This is a genomic window from Archangium minus, from assembly GCF_044360475.1.
Lineage (GTDB): Bacteria > Myxococcota > Myxococcia > Myxococcales > Myxococcaceae > Archangium > Archangium minus.
Genome location: NZ_CP043494.1, coordinates 3,838,951 through 3,857,785 on the forward strand (window position 1 = coordinate 3,838,951; position 18,835 = coordinate 3,857,785).

21 protein-coding genes are annotated in these 18,835 nt (G+C 66.5%); 8 read left to right on the forward strand and 13 right to left on the reverse strand.

The annotated features are described in order from the left end of the window. Positions 1 to 17 precede the first annotated feature (17 nt). The gene (locus F0U60_RS15850) at positions 18 to 203 is read left to right on the forward strand and encodes a YbdD/YjiX family protein (protein WP_395825267.1); all 186 of its coding nucleotides are present in this window, start codon (positions 18 to 20) and stop codon (positions 201 to 203) included. Positions 204 to 264: 61 nt separating this feature from the next. Here F0U60_RS15850 and F0U60_RS15855 read toward each other — a convergent pair whose 3' ends face one another. Further along, positions 265 to 1,110 carry a hypothetical protein gene (locus tag F0U60_RS15855; protein WP_395820234.1) on the reverse strand — a complete coding sequence of 282 codons (846 nt, stop codon included), beginning with the start codon at positions 1,108 to 1,110 and terminating at the stop codon, positions 265 to 267. 140 nt (positions 1,111 to 1,250) lie between these two features. After that, on the reverse strand, positions 1,251 to 1,649 hold the full coding sequence (locus F0U60_RS15860) for a nuclear transport factor 2 family protein (RefSeq protein ID WP_395820237.1): 399 nt from the start codon (positions 1,647 to 1,649) through the stop codon (positions 1,251 to 1,253). An 80-nt stretch (positions 1,650 to 1,729) separates the two neighbouring features. Between F0U60_RS15860 and F0U60_RS15865 the strand changes: the two genes are divergently transcribed. Together F0U60_RS15865 and F0U60_RS15870 are read left to right on the forward strand one after the other, a co-directional pair. Next, positions 1,730 to 2,224: a MarR family winged helix-turn-helix transcriptional regulator gene (locus F0U60_RS15865; RefSeq protein ID WP_395820239.1), complete on the forward strand. Its 495-nt coding sequence runs from the start codon at positions 1,730 to 1,732 to the stop codon at positions 2,222 to 2,224. A gap of 83 nt (positions 2,225 to 2,307) precedes the next feature. Beyond that, positions 2,308 to 3,174 (forward strand): SEL1-like repeat protein, encoded by an 867-nt coding sequence (locus F0U60_RS15870; protein WP_395820242.1) that lies wholly within the window; start codon positions 2,308 to 2,310, stop codon positions 3,172 to 3,174. Between the two features lie 13 nt (positions 3,175 to 3,187). On the opposite strand, the gene F0U60_RS15875 is transcribed toward F0U60_RS15870, so the two are convergent. The 5 genes from F0U60_RS15875 to F0U60_RS15895 form a co-directional block, all read right to left on the reverse strand. Beyond that, the gene (locus F0U60_RS15875; RefSeq protein ID WP_395820245.1) at positions 3,188 to 4,378 is read right to left on the reverse strand and encodes a BMP family protein; all 1,191 of its coding nucleotides are present in this window, start codon (positions 4,376 to 4,378) and stop codon (positions 3,188 to 3,190) included. Between the two features lie 64 nt (positions 4,379 to 4,442). Beyond that, positions 4,443 to 5,555, reverse strand: a complete 1,113-nt coding sequence (locus F0U60_RS15880) for an isopenicillin N synthase family dioxygenase (RefSeq protein WP_395820248.1) — start codon at positions 5,553 to 5,555, stop codon at positions 4,443 to 4,445. Between the two features lie 70 nt (positions 5,556 to 5,625). Continuing rightward, complete coding sequence (locus F0U60_RS15885; protein ID WP_395820251.1) at positions 5,626 to 6,114, reverse strand: hypothetical protein; 489 nt, start codon at positions 6,112 to 6,114, stop codon at positions 5,626 to 5,628. Positions 6,115 to 6,209: 95 nt separating this feature from the next. After that, positions 6,210 to 7,277, reverse strand: a complete 1,068-nt coding sequence (locus tag F0U60_RS15890) for a hypothetical protein (protein WP_395820254.1) — start codon at positions 7,275 to 7,277, stop codon at positions 6,210 to 6,212. Between the two features lie 16 nt (positions 7,278 to 7,293). After that, complete coding sequence (locus tag F0U60_RS15895; RefSeq protein WP_395820257.1) at positions 7,294 to 8,361, reverse strand: AraC family transcriptional regulator; 1,068 nt, start codon at positions 8,359 to 8,361, stop codon at positions 7,294 to 7,296. An 18-nt stretch (positions 8,362 to 8,379) separates the two neighbouring features. Here F0U60_RS15895 and F0U60_RS15900 point away from each other — a divergent pair, with 18 nt between their 5' ends. Beyond that, complete coding sequence (locus F0U60_RS15900; RefSeq protein ID WP_395820259.1) at positions 8,380 to 8,829, forward strand: nuclear transport factor 2 family protein; 450 nt, start codon at positions 8,380 to 8,382, stop codon at positions 8,827 to 8,829. Then, entirely contained in the window at positions 8,826 to 9,797 is a 972-nt protein-coding gene (locus F0U60_RS15905; protein ID WP_395820262.1) for an ergot alkaloid biosynthesis protein, read from the forward strand. Before F0U60_RS15900 ends, F0U60_RS15905 begins: the two co-directional genes overlap by 4 nt. On the opposite strand, the gene F0U60_RS15910 is transcribed toward F0U60_RS15905, so the two are convergent. Together F0U60_RS15910 and F0U60_RS15915 are read right to left on the reverse strand one after the other, a co-directional pair. Continuing rightward, positions 9,712 to 11,016, reverse strand: coding sequence for an SPFH domain-containing protein (locus tag F0U60_RS15910; protein WP_395820265.1), 1,305 nt, complete (start codon positions 11,014 to 11,016; stop codon positions 9,712 to 9,714). The two genes, F0U60_RS15905 and F0U60_RS15910, sit on opposite strands and share 86 nt — an antisense overlap. Then, the gene (locus F0U60_RS15915; RefSeq protein WP_395820267.1) at positions 11,013 to 12,527 is read right to left on the reverse strand and encodes an SPFH domain-containing protein; all 1,515 of its coding nucleotides are present in this window, start codon (positions 12,525 to 12,527) and stop codon (positions 11,013 to 11,015) included. The genes F0U60_RS15910 and F0U60_RS15915 overlap by 4 nt, the downstream gene beginning before the upstream one ends. 136 nt (positions 12,528 to 12,663) lie before the next feature. Here F0U60_RS15915 and F0U60_RS15920 point away from each other — a divergent pair, with 136 nt between their 5' ends. Further along, entirely contained in the window at positions 12,664 to 13,320 is a 657-nt protein-coding gene (locus F0U60_RS15920; protein WP_395820269.1) for an MXAN_6652 family MXYO-CTERM-anchored protein, read from the forward strand. 19 nt (positions 13,321 to 13,339) lie between these two features. Here F0U60_RS15920 and F0U60_RS15925 read toward each other — a convergent pair whose 3' ends face one another. Next, positions 13,340 to 13,804: an SRPBCC family protein gene (locus tag F0U60_RS15925; protein WP_395820272.1), complete on the reverse strand. Its 465-nt coding sequence runs from the start codon at positions 13,802 to 13,804 to the stop codon at positions 13,340 to 13,342. A 104-nt stretch (positions 13,805 to 13,908) separates the two neighbouring features. Between F0U60_RS15925 and F0U60_RS15930 the strand changes: the two genes are divergently transcribed. Continuing rightward, positions 13,909 to 15,102, forward strand: a complete 1,194-nt coding sequence (locus F0U60_RS15930; RefSeq protein WP_395820275.1) for a cytochrome P450 — start codon at positions 13,909 to 13,911, stop codon at positions 15,100 to 15,102. Positions 15,103 to 15,123: 21 nt separating this feature from the next. Here F0U60_RS15930 and F0U60_RS15935 read toward each other — a convergent pair whose 3' ends face one another. Next, the gene (locus tag F0U60_RS15935; RefSeq protein WP_395820278.1) at positions 15,124 to 15,570 is read right to left on the reverse strand and encodes a hypothetical protein; all 447 of its coding nucleotides are present in this window, start codon (positions 15,568 to 15,570) and stop codon (positions 15,124 to 15,126) included. Positions 15,571 to 15,764: 194 nt separating this feature from the next. On the opposite strand from F0U60_RS15935, the gene F0U60_RS15940 reads away from it, so the two are divergent. After that, entirely contained in the window at positions 15,765 to 17,009 is a 1,245-nt protein-coding gene (locus F0U60_RS15940; protein WP_395820281.1) for a glycosyl hydrolase, read from the forward strand. On the opposite strand, the gene F0U60_RS15945 is transcribed toward F0U60_RS15940, so the two are convergent. After that, complete coding sequence (locus F0U60_RS15945) at positions 16,982 to 18,097, reverse strand: Na/Pi cotransporter family protein (protein WP_395820285.1); 1,116 nt, start codon at positions 18,095 to 18,097, stop codon at positions 16,982 to 16,984. The genes F0U60_RS15940 and F0U60_RS15945 overlap by 28 nt on opposite strands. A gap of 121 nt (positions 18,098 to 18,218) precedes the next feature. Then, complete coding sequence (locus F0U60_RS15950; protein WP_395820288.1) at positions 18,219 to 18,719, reverse strand: SixA phosphatase family protein; 501 nt, start codon at positions 18,717 to 18,719, stop codon at positions 18,219 to 18,221. Positions 18,720 to 18,835: the final 116 nt, after the last annotated feature.

The window sequence follows — 18,835 nt, forward strand, 5'->3', positions numbered from 1 at the left end:
TGCACGCCTGGAGCGACATGCTGAAGCGGTTCTGGAGCCGGGCGGTGCAGACCGCCCGTCTGCTCATCGGCGTGCCCGACTACGACACCTACGTCGCGCACATGCGCCTGCACCATCCGGAGCGGGCCGTGATGAGCTACGAGCAGTTCTTCAACGAGCGCATGCAGGCCCGCTACCGCGGAGGCGGCGGGCGCTGCTGCTGAACAGCTGACTCCAGGAGGGCGCTCCTGTACCGCGCCTCCTGGAGTCACTGGGAGCGGCGACTCAGTCGTCGTCGCCGCCGTCGCTGCCCTCATAAATCGGGTCGAGCACGGGCACGCTGCCGCGGATCTGGTTCTGCGCCTGGCAATCTTGGACGCACGCCGAGGCCGCGGGGGAGTCCTCCACTGCGTCCTCTCCGAGCACGCCACCCATGCGGCCGCCGGACTTGACGGTCCACACCGTCTCGGTCTCGCTCTGGAAGAGCTTCGCAGCCATCTGCGGGCTGTCCTTGCCGCGGATGAAGTTCGCGTTCCCGAAGTTCACCTTCCCGGTGTACGGGTTGGTGAAATAGAAGATGCCGGGCGAGGCCAGCGTGTGGGTGACGACGACATCCGCGTCGTTGTCGGTCTCAGGCTCCATCTGGAAGATGCCTCCCTGGGCGCAGTCCTTGGCCTGGATCTTCATCTTGAGCGTGGAGCCCTGGCGGCGGAACTGCAGGTCCGGCGCGGAGAGCTGAATCTCGAGATCACCCGAGTTCAACGTCTGAGTGCCCAGCGCCGGCTCCTTGCGCGTGAAGAGCACCGTGCGCACCCCGCCCGTGATGTCCAGCGGGTTGGCCGCGCCCGTCAGCGTGTAGTTGTAGACCGCGAACGTGGACACGTTCAGGTCGAACTCGATGTAGCGGCCCTTCACGTGGATCAGGCTGTTGGCTTGCAGCGCCGAGCGGGAAATCTTGTAGCCACTCTGGCCGGACAGCACCCGGCCATCTGGCAGGGTGAGGGTGAACCCTCCGTTGGTGCACGCCTCAGAGGCGGCGGCGTGCGCAGTCGTGGGGAGGCTCTGCGCACAAACGCCCAGGGACACCGCCGCGAGAAGCAGGCGGGAACGAAGCGAAGCTGAAATAGACATGATGAGGTTGCCCTGGAAAGTGGGGAGAGGAATGAATTCCAGGTACAACCAATATAAGTGGAAAGTGGAATTATGACAATGCTTCGTGCATTCGTTCGCCGCGGGAGGCGCCTGATTGAGGCTTCAATTGTTGGAGCCGCCTAGAACGGTTCGAAGCAGTCGTAGTTGTGCTGAGAGAAGATGCGGCCGTCGCGGAAGGTGAGGAACACGCCGAACGAGGCGCGCATCATGCCTCCTACGGGGAGTGTGCCCACCGCCACTGCGAGTGTTCCGGTCCATTCGACCTCGAGCGCCACCTGGTCGCCCTCGGACACCGCGTTCCGTATGTCATAGCGTTGGGCGGACATCACCTTCTGGCCGCGCGCCGCGCCTTCGAGCAGGGCCTTCAAGTCTCTCGTTGCCCCGGAGGGGACGAGCCGGTTGGGGTATTCCCGCTGCGTCACCTCAGGGTGGAAGAAGGCGCGCAGCGCTTCTCCAGTCGCTCCCTCTTCGATGGCTCGGAAGTAACGGCGCACGAACTCGAGATTCGTCGTGGACATGGCTTGCTCCCGTCTGATTCACAACCTCGGTTGTACAACTCATGTTGCACAACCTGAGTTGTGGATGCAAGATTCCCTGGATGCCGCGTCGGAAGGAAGACACCTCCGTACAGCCCGAGTCCCTGGACCTGGGACACCTCGCCCTCTTCGTGGGGATGAGGGTGAACGACGTCGTGCTGGAGGAGATTCATGCGGCGGGCTTCACGGGCCTGCGCTACGCGCACGGGTTTGTCTTCCAGCACCTGCTGGGCGGCCCTCGGTCGATCAGCGAGCTGGCGGGGCTGCTCGAGGTGACGCAGCAGGCTGCATCGAAGACGGTCGCCGAGCTGGAGAGGCTGGGCTACGTGGAGGAGACGCGGTCCGATGACGCGCGCGTCCGGCGGGTGCGGCTCTCCGCGCGTGGACAGGCTGCCGTCGACAAGAGTCGCGCGGTGCGGGCCGGGCTCGAGGAGCGCCTCAGGCGGAGCCATGGGAGCCGCGCGTTGGAGGAGACGCGCAAGCTCCTGGCGGATGTGCTCGACTCCCTGGGGGGCACAGAGGCCGTGCGGGCCCGGAAGGTCCGGTTGCCGCGCTGAGGCGCCTGGCCTCTTCGCGAGCGTGGCGATCCTGGGTATACCCACCTCCCATGATGGGCCTTCGTGCCCGGGAGGTCTTCCACATGTTTCGCTCGCTCGTCCTATCCCTCACCTTGTTGGGAGCGCCGGGGGTCGCGCATGAAGCGCCGAAGCAGGCGGCTCCGACGAAGGAGGCTGAGAAGGCGGAGGCGTTCTTCGGCCATGAGGAGTTGGTCCGTCAATTCAAGCTCCACGAGACGGGCTGCAAGAAGGGTAACCCCATGGAGTGCTTCAACCTGGGTCTGGCCTACGCGCAGGGCGTGGGCGTGGCCAGGGACGAAGCTCGCGCGGCCACCTTCTTCAAGAAGGCGTGCGACAAGGATTACCTGGATGCCTGCAACAACCTCGGCATCGCCTACGCGCAAGGCGTGGGGGTGAAGAAGGATCCGAAGCAGGCCCTCACCCTCTTCGAGAAGAGCTGCAAGGCGGATGACGCGAAGGGCTGCTTCAACGCCGGCCAGGCCTATGCGTCGGGCCTTGGGGTGGAGAAGGATCCGGCACGGGCCGTCACCGCCTTCGAGAAGGCCTGCGGCCGGGGTCACGCCGATGGCTGCTTCAGCCTGGGTATCGCCTACGCGAACGGCAACGGGGTGAACAAGGATCCGGCACGCGCCGCGACGCTCCTCTCGCAGGCCTGCGACGCTGGGAACATGGCCTCCTGCAACAGCGTCGGCGTGTCCTATATGGCGGGCAACGGCGTGACGCGGGACATGAAGCGGGCCGTTGCTCTCTTCGAGAAGGCCTGCGACGCGAACGTGGCGGGGGGCTGTCTCAACCTCGGCATCGCCCACAAGCAGGGGAACGGGGTGACGAAGAACCCCGAGCGCTCCCGGGAGCTCATCCAGAAGGCGTGTGGGCTCGGGCTCGCTCCCGCCTGTCAGGCGCTCGGGACCGCACCCAAGGCTCCCTGAGCAGGGGCGTGGCTCAAGGGGTGGTGCCGGTGGTCTCGCCCGCTGCCCGGAGCTGATCCGGGTGGGTGGGCACCTTGATGTCGCCGGAGATGACCTTCGCCTTCAGCTCCTCCAGCTTGCGCACCGCTTCGTCCTTGCCGGGGAAGTCCAGTCGCACCGGGGCGTAGGTGATGCCGCCCTCGCGCAGGCCCAGGGAGAGGTTTCCTCCCTGGAAGCGGCCCTGGACCTGGTCGCGAATGGCCTCGTACACCACCAGGTCCACGCGCTTCACCACGGCGGACAGCACCGCCTTGGGCGCCAGATGGGACGGGTCCGAATCCACGCCGATGACGTAGACGGACTTGCCCTCATCGCGGGCCTCCTTCACCGCCTGGATGGCACCCAGGCCGTCCACTCCGGCGGCGGCGAAGAGGACATCCGCGTCCTTCGTCAGCAGATCCTGCCCCACCTGCTTGCCGAGGGCGAAGTTGGTGAAGCCGCCGGTGTAGTTGACCACCACGGTGGCCTTGGGGTTGGTGGCGGCCACGCCCGCGCGGAAGCCGGCCTCGTACCGCTTCACGAGCGGAATCTCCATGCCGCCCACGAAGCCCACCTTGCCCGTCTTCGTCACGAGCCCGGCCAGTGCGCCCACCAGGTAGCAGCCCTCCTCCTCGCGGAAGACGACGGTGCGAACGTTGGGCAGCGAGTACGGCTCGTTCTGGGCGGACAGCAGCGGGCTGTCGACGAGGAGGAAGCGCATGCCCGGGTTGCGCTTCGCCGCCGCCTCCACCGCGTTCTCCAGCATGAAGCCCACAGCGAGCGACAGGGACACGCCCTGGTCCACCAGCAGTTGCAGGTTGGGCTCGTAGTCCTCGGCCACTCGGCTCTGCAGGACGACGGGGGTGATGCCGAGCGGCGTCACCTGGAGGTTCCTCCGCGCCATGTCCTGTCCGAGCGACTCCTGGATGGAGGCCTGGCGCTCGCGGGCGGGAACGTCCTTGTACCCGCCTTCCTCGTACTTCACGCCCGAGGCCCACACCTCCAGCCCGCGCAGGGCTGAGTCGTTGAAGGACTGGTCCCCGCGTCCCCCGAGTCCCAGGACGAGTCCAATCTTCGTCTTCGGGGCGTTGGACGGAGCGGGCGTGGCAGCGGGCTCTTCCTTGTGGCTCTTGCAGGCAGTCAGCAGGGACAGAGCGAGGAGCAGGGAGAGGGGGCTCGGGCGCATACTCCAAGTCCTAGCACGGCCCTACTGGTTTGGTCATGCGCCCGGCCGGACGCGCCTGGCCTCTCTACGCTTCCGAGCTCCCCGCGCGCATGCGGTTGAGCCGGTCGTAGTGGCGGTAGCCGAGCTGGTCGAGCGCGCTCGGGGGGGCCAGGCCGATGTCGACCAGGGTCTTGATGTCATACGTGCCCGCGAGCACCGGAGGCGCGTAGTTCTGGATGGCCTCGGGTGTGCGGAACTTCGAGAGCGGGAAGAGCACCGTGCTCGTGTGCACGTGCATGAAGTGGGCGGCGGACTGACGCTGCCAGCCGGGCACGCCGGGAGCGGTGATGACGTGCGGGGTCGCGAGGAACGTGCCGCCCGTGAGGATCTCCAGCTGCTGGCCCACCTGCGCGACGATGCACCCCGCCGGCGCAGTCCCACGCACCAGGCGCCCCTTGGGCTCCTCAGGCGTCGCGCGGGTGCGGAGGTAGAGGCCGCTCTTGTCATCGGGCCCCTGGGCCGGCTGTCCCTTCGGATCCAAGAACCGTCCACCGGGCAGGAGCGTGAGCAGATTGAAGTCCGTGTGCTCCTCACCCCAGAGGATGCCCGTGTTCACCTGCGAGGCACTGAGCGGCAGGTACTGCAGCGCGCGCGTGACGTGGGGGGCCCGCTGGCAGACGTCCGTGAACGTGCTCTCCGACAGCCCGAGCGCCACCGCGGCACCTCGCAGGAGCGCGAGTCCCGCCTCATGGAGCGACCGGCCGAGCGAGAGGAGGCCCTCCTGGAAGTAAGGCGGGGCATCGGGGGGCCATACGTTCTCGGGGTAGAGCTTCGGGAACTCGAGCGCCGAGCTCTCATCGGACGGGTAGGGCGCGGCGAAGTAGCACTCCTTGAAGTCCGGTTGCCCGTTGCTCGCCACGGCCACCTCGGTGTTCGGAGGCGTCCAGCCGCGCTGGTACCAGATGTCCGCTCGGCCGTAGGGCCGCTTGGCCTCCGTCGGACGGGCAACGAACTCGCCGAACGCGTCGTAGAAGCGGGCGAGTGCCTGGGCATCGACGCCGTGGTTCTTCACGTACACGAGGCCGAAGACACCAAAGGCCTCCCGGAGGGCCGCTGCTGCGCGCTCGACGCGGGCCGGGTCGTTCGACGAGAGGTCGGTGAGGTCGACGGTGGGGATGTTCATCGGAGTCTCTGCCATGGAGACCCCAGGTGTATCGCGCCTCGTTCCTCCGAGGAATACGCTGTCAGTGGAGAACACCCCTGTTGGGTTATCGGAGGTAGTCGTATCCGCCGGGCGGATGCGGGAGGTAATAGCTGCCCAGAGGCGTCTGGTGGAGGTAGTAGCCGCCGAGCGGCGTCTGCTCGAAGTAATAGCCGCGATAGGGCAACTGCTGGAGGTAGTAGCCGCCGAGCGGCGTCTGCTCGAAGTAATAGCCGCGAGGAGGATCCGTCAGGATGTCGTAGCGGCGAGTGAGTGGCCGTTGAAGCTGATAGCTGCCAAGGGGCGGCTGTTGAAGCTGATAGCTGCCGAGGGGCGGCTGCTGGAGTTGATAGCTGCCAAGAGGCGGCTGTTGAAGCTGATAGCTGCCAAGAGGCGGTTGCTGGAGCTGATAGCTGCCGAGGGGCGGCTGCTCGAGGTAATAGTCGCCCAGCTGGGCACTGGCCGTCCCCGCCGCTCCCCATACCACCGCTGCGATCGTGGCTGTCTGGATGCTCTTGCGCATGTCCGCCTCTGCTCCCTGGATTGATCTATCCACGGGGAGGGCCTCCGAGAAGCGCTCGGTCCCTCCTCCAGAGCCATGCGCTTCCTGGGGAATACGCGAGTGGAGGCCCTCTCATTCGAGAGGGTTCTTCACTTGGGCCAGAACGTCACCGCTCGTGCGCTCTCCGAGCTCCAGACGAGCTTCCTGCCTCGGTACATGCGCGCATGCCCGCCAGAGTCGGCGAGCGAGATGAGCAGGAACGGCCCTCGGGATTGAATGCTGACCAGGTCGTTTTCGCGGAAGGCGAGGCTGGGGAGTGGCATCGCCCTGCCTTTCTCCACCCGCCGGAGCAGGCCCGTCGCCAGCAGCTCATCGCCGAAGGGCGTGCCCCAGAGCGCCAGTGTGTGGCCGCCGCGCTCGAGCCGGACCCACTCGCCGTCAGGTTGCTCCGGGGTGAACGCATACAGCTGGTCGAGCACCGCATCGTCTTCAATTTCCTCGGGCGCGAAGCGCGGATCCAACGTGCGGCTCGAGCGTTCACCCAGCTCCTTGCGGAGTGCGAGGACGCCGGTGCCGGAGCTTTCGGTGGTCGCCTTCACGTCCAGCCGGGTCCACGTTCCGGCCTGCCAGGCGAAGGCGTGGGCGAGCAGTGGACGTCCCTTGCCGCCCAGGTCGAGCCGGATCGTGTTCCCATCAACCTCCACTGCTCCCGCCCGCTCCTGGTCAGGCGTGGGCTTCTGGATGCTGAGCCCGAGCAGTCGGCCCCCGCCATCAAAGCCGAACTCGATGAGCTCGCCCGAGGGGGGCAGCGGGAGCTCTTCGGAGCCGCCCGTGGTCACGTCCACGAGGAACAGGCGGTCTCGGAACGCGGGGGAGGGGAATTTCTCGGGGAACGTGGGCCTGCCCACCACGGGCTGACTGACACCGCCACGCCAGAACCGCACCGCGCCGCGTTTGCCATCTCGGCGCAACGCGGTCGCCGCGCCCTGACAGTCCACCGCGAACTTCGCGATGACCCGGCGCGCGGAGGTGAGGGCCTCGAGCTGGGCCCACTCACAACCTTCCCCGATGGGCTCGAGCACCGACAGGGTGGTCTCGGTCACACGAGCGACGGGAGCTGGAGCCGCCGGCTGGGTGGGGCGTTCCTCCTCCGCGTGCGCCGAGGCCATGGGCACGAGCAGGAGCGAGGCGAGCAGGGGAGCGCGGAGTGTCTTCACGATGGTCGCCATTGTTTCACAAGCTGGCGCTCTGCTCGTTGTCGCCAGAAGGGACAGTGGGGCCACGGTTCGCCCCGTGTTCTCTCCTGTACGCCCCGGGTCCAACGCCATGCCATCGCTTGAAGGCCTTGTGGAAGGCCACCTCGCTGGCGTAGCCCACGCGCTCCGCGACTTGGGGAATGCTGTCGTTCGACTCGCGCAACCACTGTGCGGCCTTCGTCATCCTCCATCCGGCGAGGTACTGCAGCGGGGGCTCTCCCACGAGCGCGTGGAAGCGGGCCGCGAACCCCGAGCGTGACAGCCCCACCGAGGCCGCGAGGCTCTCCACCGTCCAGGCCTCACCCAGCCTCCCATGGATCAATCCGAGCGCGGCACCGATGGCGGGATCCGCCAGGGCCCGCAGCCCGGCTCCCTCGGCACTGAGGGTGGCCGCTCGCAGGCGGAGCGCCTGGACGAGCAGGATATCGGCGAGCCGTCCGAGGACGATGGCGCTGCCCTGGCCCGGCGTGGAGCTCTCCATGGCCATGAGTTGCACGGTGGCGGCCAGAGAGGGTGCGGCTTGTGACTCGTGCGCGGGGATGTGGATGGCGGGGGGAAACGCGCTGAGCAGGGGGCTGTGCGCGCCCGCGTTGAACTTGAAGCAACCGACGATGAGCGTGCTGACCGGGCCGTCACCGCCAAGCCGGGGAGGCGTCATCAGGGGGCCGCGCAGCTGCTCCGTGGGGATGAAGTCCCGAGCCGCGAGGGTACGCCGGGAGCCATCGTCGACCACGTGCGCCGCGCCATGGGGCACCAGCACCACGTCTCCCGCCGACAGGAGCAGGGGGGCCTCCAGGCCGTCGACCCTGAGCCTCATGTTGCCTCGCGGCACCACGTAGAAGGACGAGGTCTCCTTCTTCGGGACGCGCATCGCCCAGGGCGCCGCGAGCTCGACGCGGCCGAAGAGGAGCGTGGAGAACCGCATCGTCTCGAGCACGTCCGAGACGACATCGACCTGACCCTCCCTGGGGCTTGGACGCTCGACTAATTCATTTGGACGAACTGGCATTGAGAGTCCATAGCGCCAGGAGCACTCTACGTCCATCTCAATCAGGAGCCACTCATGGCAACCCAGACATCCCCTCGTCATGCAGCCCACATCTTGGACGCACATCTGTCGTTGATCGGTACGGACATCGAGCGCTGGTTCGAGCTCTTCGCCGAGGACGCGGTCGTCGAGTTCCCCTATGCGAAGGGGCTCGGCCTGCCGGAGCGCCTGGAGGGCAAGGAGGCGATCCGCCAGTATTTCAAAGACACGCCGAAGCACTTCGTGGGGCTCACCTTCTCGAATGTCCAGCGCCACGTCACGACGGACCCGGACGTCGCGCTCGCGGAGGCCCACGGCACGGCGACCATCGCCGCCACGGGCAGCGGGTACGAGCAGGACTACGTCATGCAGGTGAGGACGCGGAACGGACGGATCGTGCTGTACCGGGAGTACTGGAACCCTGTCCCGGGGCTCAAGGCCTTCGAGAACGAGCAGAACCTGCGCAAGGCGGTGAATGCGTCATGAAGACTTCGCGAAATGAAGCGTCCATCCGCGTCCTCGTCACGGGGGCGACGGGAAACACAGGCCGGCACATTGCCTCGCGTCTGGTGGAGCTCGGCTTCACCGTCCGTACCGCGGCGAGAGAGAGCCGACTCGCGGACAGCACCGCCGAGCACGTGCACTTCGATTGGGCTGATACGTCCACCCATGATGCCGTGCTGGCCGGTGTGGACCGGATGTACCTGATCTCCCCGTTGGCGGTCGAAGACCCCTCCGTCCTCATGGTGCCGTTCATCGAGCGCGCTTTGGAACGCGGTGTCCGGCGTGTCGTCCTGTTGAGCTCCTCCGCCATCCCGGAAGGGAGCCCGGGGCTGGGGACCGTGCACCGCTTCCTCCGCGAGCGCGTGCCGGAGTGGGCCGTGCTCCAGCCGTCCTGGTTCATGCAGAACTTCGTGAATGAGCGGCACCACCAGGGGGCCAGTCTCAAGCGCGAGGGGCTGCTCGTGACGGCGACGGGCGAGGGCCGCGTCGGGTTCGTCGATGCTCGGGACATCGCGGAGGTGGGTGTCCGGGCGCTCGCCGATGAACAGCCCCATAACACCGCGCATGTCATCACCGGCCCCCAGGCGTTGAGCTACGACGACATCGCCGCCGTGCTCTCCCAGGTGGCGGGTCGCCCGATGCGGCACGTGCATGTGGATTCGGAGGGAGTCCAGAAGCACATGATGGAGGCGGGGATTCCGGAGCGTTACGCCGCGCTCCTCGCCCAGCTCGAAGAGGCCATCCGGCAAGGCGCTGATGGCCGCGTGACCCAGACCGTCCTGCGGGTGACCGGCCGTGAGCCCCGCTCCTTCGAGGCGTTCGCGAGGGCGCACGCCGCGGTCTGGAAAGGAGGCGCCGCGGAGCTCAGTGCCCAGCAGGTGCCGGCTCACCTGGGGTCAGGTCATGACCGTCGGCATGTCCATTCCCAGGCGGGGACGGGCTTGGGGTGATGAGCTTCGGCAGCATCTGGGCGAGCACCAGCGTGGAGAGCGCTGACTGCTCGCCGCCCCCGCTGCGCACGACGACGGGCCTTGGTGCGTGGCGCATCAGGGTCTCCGCGACCTTCAGTCGTCGCAGCGCAAGCTGGTACTGCAGCACGGCCCGGTTGTCCTGGTAGGACCTGCCCAGGTGTTGCAGCCCGCGGGCTTCGTTCTCCGCCTCCTTGAGCGTTGCTCGGCCGCGCGCCTCAATCTCCCAACGCACGCGCTGGGCCTCGGTCTCCTTCTCCTGCAGCATGCGGGCGACGTCCTCGCGCGCCTTGTTGGTTGCTGCTTTGACTTCAACCACTCGGGCATCCCGCACCTTCTTGGCTCGCTCGATCTCCATCAGCAGGCTGTCGGTGCGCTGCTTGCGGATCAGCTCCCACTCGCGTGCGTAGGCCTCCAGCTCCTTGGCGACCTTCTCGCGGGTTGCCAGGTGCTGCTGGTATTGGTCGGGGAGCTGCACGTCAGGGATGTTGGCGCCGATGATCCGCACGCCATAGCGAGCCATCTGTCGGTTCAGATGGGCCTGCATGTCCCCCACGTCGCTGCCCCGCAGATCATAGGCCCGCTCGGTCTGAACCAGGCGGCTGCGTTGGCGGATGGCGTCCTGCACGGCGCTGCTGAGCACCATGTCGAAGTTGCTGGCGCCAATGTTGCGCACGAAGGCGATGGGCTCCTCGATCCTGAACTTGAGGAAGAACTCGATGGCCTTGAGCGGCACGTTTTCCTTGGTGGGACAGGCCAGCACGGGCGCGGTGTAGGGGACCTCTGTCGAGGTATCGACCACAGCCTCGACCTTCTCCCAGGGCCACCAGAGGTAGTGCCGCCCGGGCGTCAGCGTGCCAACGATCTCCCCGTAGCGCGAGAGGATGCCCGTCGTGCCCTGTTCAATCTCCACAATGGCGCCACGCCAGAGCCAGAGCAGCCCGAGCACGAGCATGCAGAAGGAGCCAAAGCCCGCCAGGGCGCGGAGTGCCCCGAGCTCCGTGAAGATCGCCACGCCCGCCAGGTAGAGGGCCAGCGCCACCAAGGCCAGCCAGCCGTAGCGGCGTCGGTCGCGTGGGATGACCACCGGGACAACCTGGCCCTCCTCGCCTGAGCGCAGGAGCTGCCGGATTCGGCCCCAGGTGGCAACGGCCTCTTTGATTCTCGAGAACTGCTGCGTCCTCACGAGGGTCGCCGTCATACCTGACCTCCTGGAGCCGCCTCGTCGACACGGGCTCCGGCCATGAGTTCTTGGAGTTGCTTGTCGCGCTCCTGGATGCGCGCCTGGATCTCCCGTGTCCGGGCGCGGATCGCCTGGAGGTCCGCGTCGCTATAGAGCGCTTGATCGTTGATGCCGAGCATGTGCCGCGCCGTCTCGAGGAAGTCGATCCGCTGGTCCACGTCCACGCCGATGTCGACGATCTGCGGCAGATGCCCGGAGACCGACTCGAGCTTGTCGAGGACGTCCTGCTGGAAGCGGTACTGGAGGATCTCCGGATAGGAGGCCCCGCTGACGGCGCGGATGTCGAGCGCTTGCGCCTCGAGCAGGGCCGCGTTGGCCTTGGCCGCGCTCTCGGCCTCACTCAGCAACTGGCGCGCGTAGGCGTTGGCGCGGTGGATCTCCTTGTCGCGCGCGGTGTCGATCTGCGCCTGATGGGTGGCGATCTCCGCGCGGATGGCCGAGAGCGTCTCCTGGAGCGAGGCGAGCTCCTTGTTGAGCTCACCCTCGTCCTGCTCCTTGCGCAGCTTCAGCTCGTACTGCCAGGTGTAGGCCTCCTTGGCGACACGCACCATCTCCGGCGCGGCCAGGTCCATCCGGTACTCCTGGCTCGACGGCTCCGCATGGGTGATGTTGGCGTTCACGAAGCGGACGGCGGGCAGGAACTGCTGGTTCAGGTTTTCGAGCAGCGACTGGGTGCTCTCGCCAATCAGGTCATAGATGTCCTCGGCCTTCTGCTCGTAGATGAGGGCGCGGGTGACCTCGCTGATGGCGTTCTGCAGCTTCTCGGAGAAGCCCTTGGAGCCGCCCAGCGCGAAGATGAACTGGGCGGGATCCTCGATCTTGAACTGGAGGAACAGGTCCACCGAGGCGTTGACGCGCTCCGCGGTAGGCGCCTCGCGGATGGGCGCGTTGTAAGGGTACTCGCGCGTGGTGTTGACGATGTAGCTGACCCGCTTCCAGGGGTTGAGCAGGGTCTTGCGTCCCGGCCCTGCGATCTCCTCGAGCTTGCCGAATCGGGTGATCAGCGCCTGGCAGCCATCGGGAACCTTGACGAAGCTGTTGCGCCACAGGTTGAAGGCCGCGTAGCCGAGCAACACCAGCCAGTAGTGCGGCCCGAACAACGCCGTCGAGAGCTGGCTGGTGCCGAGCGCGTCATCGAGCGCCGCGGTCGAGCGTGCGCCGATGAGCCCGAGGAGCAGCAATCCGACGACCACGGCGACCCAGAGATACGAGCGGTGGTCCTTGGGGATGACGATGGGGGAGATGACGTTGGTGTATTGGCCCGAGGTCGCGTCGTGCTGGGGGAAGCTGCGATTGACGATCTCCGCGGAGTCCTCGAGCGTGGCGCTCATCTGTTCGATGCGCGTGCCGGCCGCCTCACCTCGTTCTCGTGCGGAGAGAAAGTCGGCGGCGTCGATGCGGAATTGTTCAATCTCTTTGCTCCGCGCCAGCTGTTGGACGGTGTCCAGGGTTTTTTGCCATGTGCTCATGCGGCGCCCCCCTTTCGTTCATGACTCTGGGCGCACGGTACAGGCGCCGCTGCTGTCCGGGCATGCGCCGCGCGAGTGCATCGCTGACTGCTGAGCGTTTGCCGGGTTAGAAACACGACCTTTCCATGGAGGTCGCATGAGGTTCTCTCTGTTCGGTATCGCAGGCGTGTTCTCGGTGTGTCTGCTCTCCACTCCGGTTTTCGCGAACAGCGCCGGTCTCACCGGGCACTCAGGCAAGAACGGCCAGACCTGTAACAATTGTCATACGGGGGGGATCGCCCCCTCGGTTGAGTTCTCTGGTCCCGAGTCGCTCGCTGCGGGCGCGACGGGTCAGTACTCGCTCATCATCCGGGGTGGGGCCGCGAAGATGGGGGGAGTGAATATCGCCGTGGACAACGCACAGGCGATGTTGGTGCAGGGAACGGGCTTGAAGCGGGTGGGCGGTGAGCTCACCCATTCCGCGCCCAAAGCCTTCAGCGAGAATGAGGTCCGCTTCGACTTCTCGCTGGTGGCTCCCCCGACCGCGGGGACCGTCAATCTCTTCGGCGCCGGCAACTCGACGAACGGGGATGGTGACATCACGAAGGACCGTTCCGCGACCGCGGGATTGACCGTGACGGTCACCGGCAGCGCGGCGGGGCCTGACGCGGGCACGGGCTCTCCCGATGCGGGCACGGGTGATGAGCCGGGCGACGAGGATGAGCCCGGCGGGGGCTGCTCCTCCACCGGAGGCGCACCGGTGCTGTTGTTCGTACTGGCCGCGGCCGGCGCGACCCTGCTCCGTCGCGGCTGATCCACGCGACACCGCGTGCTCAGCCCTGCTTTGAGCCCTCGATGTAGCGCGCCATCGCATCCAGGTCCGATGCGATGGCCTTCTTGAAGGTGCCCACCATGAAGCGGCCGAGCAGCTCCATGAGGGCCCCCATTCCGCCGATCTCCGCGGCCAGGGTCACGGTGGTCTTCTCGCCCGAGGGCTCAAGCAGGTGCCGGTAGCGATAGTGCCCGCGCCTCGAGCTGCCCTGGGTCCCATCCACGTACAGCTCCAGCAACTTGCCGGGCTCGTAGCCGGTGACCTCGAACAGCTCACTGGCGGTTCTTCCGAACATGCGCCGGGTCTCGCGCCACTTCGTCCCGATGCCGAATCGGCCTGGGGTGAGTTTCTCGATGCTTACGAAACTCGGCATCCACTTTCCCATGGCATCCAGGTCCTTCATCACGGCGAAGACCCGGTCCGGTGGTGCGGCGATCTCCTTGCGCACGGTGAATTCGATAGGCATGTCCGGTACTCCGCCACGAACTGGCGCTCCGTGCAACGCTGGAGCCCCCTCCCTTTGTCCCCTAGCATGCGGCGCCATTCCCCGAGAGGAAGAGCAACGACGCAATGAGTGAGCGATTGAACCTGGTGCATCCCGAAGTCTTGGCCAATCCCTACCCGTACTACGCGAAGCTGCGGCGCGATGCGCCTGTCAGCCAGGTGGAGCCGGGGGGCTTGTGGGCCGTCACGCGCTACGCCGATGTCATACACGTCTTCAAGAACCCCCAGGTCTTCTCCTCGTCGGGGCTCCAGCGCCTGATGGAGCCTTCCTGGCTGGGCTACAACCCCATGGCCCACTCCCTCATGGTGATGGACGCGCCCCATCATGGGCGGGCCCGAGCGCTCGTCAGCCGCGCCTTCGGCACTTCCACCGTGGCCCGACTCGAGCCGATGCTCCGCGCGACCTCCGAGAAGCTCGTCAGCGCCCTGATCGCGGAGCGCTCGGTGGACTTCATTCCCGCGATGGCCCTGCCGCTGCCCGCCGCGGCCATCGGCCACCTGCTGGGGTTGGATGCCTCGCTCCACTCGCGCTTCAAGCACTGGTCCGATCAGCTCGCATTCATCAGTGCCACCGCCGACTCCGACCTCGAGGGCCAGCAGCGCATCCGCCACACCCTCCAGGAGATGGAGCACTACCTGCGCGACGTGGTGGAAGCGCGCCGCCGCGAGCCGAGCGATGACATGGTGGGGGGGCTCGTCCAGGCCCGGGTGGATGGCGAGGCGCTCACGGACAAGGAGTTGGTGTCCTTCCTCTTCCTGCTCCTGGCGGCCGGGTTGGAGACGACGGTGAACCTGCTGGGCAACGCCGTGATGCTGCTGGCGGACATGCCCGAGCTGCTGGAGCGCCTGCGCGCGGAGCCGGCCCTGGTGCCCTCGTTCATCGAGGAGGTGATGCGTTACGAGACACCCGGGAAGGCCACCTTCCGGTTGACCCTGGAGGAGACAGAGCTGGGTGGGGTGCGGCTACCCCGGCACTCCCTGCTCGTCATTCTCATGGGCGCGGCCTGCCGGGACGAGGCGTACGTCCCCAACGCGGAGAAGTTCCTCCTCGGGCGCGAGGGGCAGGGCAATCTGCCCTTCGGTCATGGGGCCCACTTCTGCTTGGGCGCGGCGCTGGCCCGGCTGGAGGCACGCGTGGCGCTGGAAGCGCTGCTGCCGCGCATCCGAGGCCTGTCGCGCAAGCAGGAGCCGCTGCGGTGGATTCCTTCCATCCAGGTCCGTGGGCTCACGACGCTCCCCGTGGAGGTGGTCCCCGCCTGAGTCCGCTCACACGCCCAGCGCTCAACCGATGTGCTGGGAGTGCGAGCCGAACTGGTGGCGCACGCGCGCGGCCTCCTCCGTGAAGCCGGTTGCCTCCATCCGGGCCAGAATCCATGCCAGCGCTGAGCCCATGTCCGAGGTGATGACATAGGGTGTACCCGGGGGGCGTACATGGAAGAAGAGGCTCATGGCCGCCCGCACAAAGGGCGAGGTGACGATGAAGGCCGTTCCTCGCCCCCACGTTCGTTCCAGCCCCTCGTGGGCCCGGCTCCACTCCACCTGCCGCTGGCGCTGCGAGTTGTTCGGCGTGCCGGAGCGGCTCGTGTCGATGATGAAGAAGAACGGCTCCCGTCGATGGAGGAAGCTGGAGAGCCGGCTGAGGCTCTCCTCGTACTCCATATCCGACATGGTCCCCACGTAACGGATGGTGAGCAGCGGCCAGAGTGAATCATCGAAGGTGACGGGCATGCGTTCTCCCCTCGGATGGCGCGAAGGACTCTGGTCAGCGACGGCTCCATTCTAGGCAGCGCCAATGCTGCTCCAATCATGGGGGAGACGGTCTGGTAGATGACACTGACTCACCGTGCTGGAACGTGGACCCGGTGTGAGTATAGAAGCATGGTTTACATGGAATCCCTGTTCCTGTGAAAGTGAGTCAAGCCATGCCCGCCGTTCTCCGAGGTGGATTCGCCGTCCTGTTGTGGATGTTCCTGGCCAGCCAGCCCGCGCAAGCCCAGACGCGGAGCCCCAAAAGGGGCGTTGCCTATGGGTATCACTCCGCGGAAGACATGAAGGCCCTCTCCGCGGGTATGAGCTGGTGGTACAACTGGGCTTCCACGCCGGATGCGGGAGCCGCCAACGTCTATGCCTCCCTGGGCGTCTCCTTCGTGCCCATGGTCTGGGGCGGAACGCCGAACGCGGATCAGCTGGCGGCCGCCATTCCCGCGGGGGCCCAGTACCTGCTGGGCTTCAATGAGCCCAACTTCCGGTGGCAGGCCAACAAGACGCCCAGCCAGGCCGCGGCGCTCTGGCCCATCCTGGAAGAAGTGGCCCGCCGCAGGAACCTGAAGCTGGTGTCACCCGCCGTCAATTACTGCGGAGAGTGTGTGTCGGAGGGCGGGGTGACCTACTCCGACCCGGTGGCCTACCTGGATGCGTTCTTCGCCGCCTGCGTGAACTGCAAGGTGGATTACATCGCTGTCCATTGGTACGCGTGCGATCTCAGTGCACTCCAGTGGTACATCGGCCGTTTCAAGAAATACAACAAGCCCATCTGGCTGACTGAGTTCGCCTGCGGGGACATGCCGCACGATCAAATCACCCTGGCCGTGCAGAAGAAGTACATGACCGACGCGGTCAACTACCTGGAGAACGAGCCCGCTGTCTTCCGTTACGCCTGGTTCTCCGGGCGGAACAACGAGATCCCGAACATCAACCTGCTCGGTGCTTCGGGCCAGTTGACGGAGCTGGGGCAGTTGTATGTCAGCCTGCCGTCTGGCTCACAGAATGGCCGGTTGAGCCCTGTCCTGGCCATGTCTTCGTCCAGTGAGAACAGTGGCACGGGTCCGGAGAAGGCCATCGACGGGAGCTTGAGCACCCGGTGGAGCAGTGCCTTTGCTGATCCGCAGTACCTCGTGCTTGATTTTGGCTCCTCGAAGAAGATCTCGAGGGTGAAAATCAATTGGGAGACGGCCTACGGCAAGGATTACCAGCTCCAGGTCTCCAATGATGCCTCCACGTGGACCCCCGTGGCCTCGGTGGTGTCTGGAGATGGCGGAGTGGATGACCTCACGGGCCTCTCCGCCACCGGCCGGTTCTTGAGGATTTACGGGACGAAGCGAAGCTCGGGGTATGGCTATTCCATCTATGAGGTGGAGGCCTATGGCGACACGCCGGCCGCTCCTTGATTCAGGCCCTCGGCGACGTCCGTCCGCCGGTCAGGAATTAGCACCTTCAGCGCGCGAGCGATGAGGGGCACAAAGCCGATGAACAGGAGGACGCCCAGGACATTGAAGAGCACCTGGGCGTTGGCGATCTGCCGGCCCACGTTGGCGTCGCCCGAAATCCACCGGGACAGGCTCACGAGCTGCGACGCACAGAGGACGCCCAGGGTGGCGGTAATGAGGTTGAAGAGGAAGTGAAACACCCCCGTGCGGATGGCCTGACGGCTGCGCCCAATCGTGGCGATGAGCGTGTCCGACACCGTCCCGAGCTCCGCTCCGAGCATGATCGCGACGCCCGCGGGCAGAGAGATGAGGCCCTGGCTGGCCAGCGTCACGACAATGGCCATGGTCCCCGATGAGGACTGGATGAGCATGGTGAACAGCGCCCCCACGGCCGCCCCCTGGATCGGGTTCTTTCCCAGCTCCTGCATCCACCTCAGGAAGGGGGGATGGTTCTTGAACGGGGTCATGGTCTCCTCGATGAGGTCCAGCCCGAAGAACAAGAGCCCCATCCCGAACACCACCCACCCCGCATTCTTCCACCGCTCGCTTCGGCCTAAGGCGAGGAGCAGCGCTCCCGCCGCGAGGCCCACGGGGGCGTACTTGCTGATTTGGAAGGCGACGAGCTCCGCGCCGAACGTGGTTCCGATGTTCGAGCCCAGCACCACCCCCAGTGACTGGACGAAGCTGATGAGGCCCGCGTCGACCAGGGCGATGACCATGATGATGGTCACCGATGACGAGTCCAACAGGGTCGTGGCCGCGGTCCCGGTGAGGACCCCGGCGAAGCGGTTGCGGGTGAACTTCCCCAACAGGCGTTTGGCCGGCTCCGCCGCGAGCGCCTTCAACGCCAGCGCCAGACGCGAGACGCCGAACAGGAAGAGCACGAGCCCTGCGATCAACCCCATGGCGATCTGAAAGGGCTCTGGCCCGGCAGCTCCCTGGCCGCCTCCCTCCGTTGTCGCGGCGTGCCCCAACGCCGGCAACATCACCCAGAGGAGAGGGATGCGGCGGGGGCGGTTCCGGATGGACGACGGGGAGATGGGTCGCACAGGCTTTCCTCCAGCGGGCTTGGGCCAGAGGTAAGCTCGCCCTCCCGGTTGGGGACGTGGAGGGATGTGCCAGTTGCGTGAACGCAGGCGCCTCCTTGCCTAGCAAGCGCCTCGCCTCGACCTACCCGGCCTCGAGCTCGCCGGGGCGCAGGAGATAGCGGCCGGGTGCCGCCATCCACGCCAGGGAGAAGCGCTTGCCTTCGGGGTAGAGCGCGAGCACGGTCCCCTTGCGAAGCTTGCTCGGCAGCTCGTCCAGCTCCAGGGCAAGCGCGCTTGCGCGGGCGAGCGCGGGGTTGTGGCCCACCAGCATCCAGCCCGCTCCCAGCTCTCGCGCCAGGTGGAGGATGCGCTTGTGGGCGTTAGAGCGGGGCCTCAGCTCTCCGCTGACCTCCACATGGTTCAGGCCGAAGGCCTCGGCGAGGATCTCCGCGGTTTGGACTGCGCGCACCAGGGGGCTGGTGACGATTCCCGCCATGGGCGTGAGGCGCGCCAGCTTGCGCGCATGGGGGCGGAAGCTGGCACGGCCCTCCATGGAGAGGGGGCGGTACTCATCACCCAGGCGGTGGTGATCCTCGGCCGCCGCATGGCGGACGAACATCAGGGGCATCTGATGGGAGGACATGGCGGACGCGTCCCTAGGGCTCCTCACGCCTCGAGGGCAAGCAACGTTCCTGCGTCAAGGCGCCTGATGATTTTCGTTCCACAACTCCACCAGGGTGGGGGGTGGCCCCATCGTCA

Bases quoted from the DNA above. Each gene is read 5' to 3' on its own strand.
- F0U60_RS15930 (WP_395820275.1), top strand. From the start codon at position 13,909: ATGAGTGAGCGATTGAACCTGGTGCATCCCGAAGTCTTGGCCAATCCC.
- F0U60_RS15920 (WP_395820269.1), top strand. From the start codon at position 12,664: ATGAGGTTCTCTCTGTTCGGTATCGCAGGCGTGTTCTCGGTGTGTCTG.
- F0U60_RS15915 (WP_395820267.1), bottom strand. From the start codon at position 12,527: ATGAGCACATGGCAAAAAACCCTGGACACCGTCCAACAGCTGGCGCGG.
- F0U60_RS15875 (WP_395820245.1), bottom strand. From the start codon at position 4,378: ATGCGCCCGAGCCCCCTCTCCCTGCTCCTCGCTCTGTCCCTGCTGACT.
- F0U60_RS15855 (WP_395820234.1), bottom strand. From the start codon at position 1,110: ATGTCTATTTCAGCTTCGCTTCGTTCCCGCCTGCTTCTCGCGGCGGTG.
- F0U60_RS15900 (WP_395820259.1), top strand. From the start codon at position 8,380: ATGGCAACCCAGACATCCCCTCGTCATGCAGCCCACATCTTGGACGCA.
- F0U60_RS15880 (WP_395820248.1), bottom strand. From the start codon at position 5,555: ATGGCAGAGACTCCGATGAACATCCCCACCGTCGACCTCACCGACCTC.
- F0U60_RS15850 (WP_395825267.1), top strand. From the start codon at position 18: ATGCTGAAGCGGTTCTGGAGCCGGGCGGTGCAGACCGCCCGTCTGCTC.
- F0U60_RS15925 (WP_395820272.1), bottom strand. From the start codon at position 13,804: ATGCCTATCGAATTCACCGTGCGCAAGGAGATCGCCGCACCACCGGAC.
- F0U60_RS15870 (WP_395820242.1), top strand. From the start codon at position 2,308: ATGTTTCGCTCGCTCGTCCTATCCCTCACCTTGTTGGGAGCGCCGGGG.
- F0U60_RS15950 (WP_395820288.1), bottom strand. From the start codon at position 18,719: ATGTCCTCCCATCAGATGCCCCTGATGTTCGTCCGCCATGCGGCGGCC.
- F0U60_RS15935 (WP_395820278.1), bottom strand. From the start codon at position 15,570: ATGCCCGTCACCTTCGATGATTCACTCTGGCCGCTGCTCACCATCCGT.
- F0U60_RS15940 (WP_395820281.1), top strand. From the start codon at position 15,765: ATGCCCGCCGTTCTCCGAGGTGGATTCGCCGTCCTGTTGTGGATGTTC.
- F0U60_RS15905 (WP_395820262.1), top strand. From the start codon at position 8,826: ATGAAGACTTCGCGAAATGAAGCGTCCATCCGCGTCCTCGTCACGGGG.
- F0U60_RS15895 (WP_395820257.1), bottom strand. From the start codon at position 8,361: ATGGACGTAGAGTGCTCCTGGCGCTATGGACTCTCAATGCCAGTTCGT.
- F0U60_RS15910 (WP_395820265.1), bottom strand. From the start codon at position 11,016: ATGACGGCGACCCTCGTGAGGACGCAGCAGTTCTCGAGAATCAAAGAG.
- F0U60_RS15860 (WP_395820237.1), bottom strand. From the start codon at position 1,649: ATGTCCACGACGAATCTCGAGTTCGTGCGCCGTTACTTCCGAGCCATC.
- F0U60_RS15865 (WP_395820239.1), top strand. From the start codon at position 1,730: ATGCCGCGTCGGAAGGAAGACACCTCCGTACAGCCCGAGTCCCTGGAC.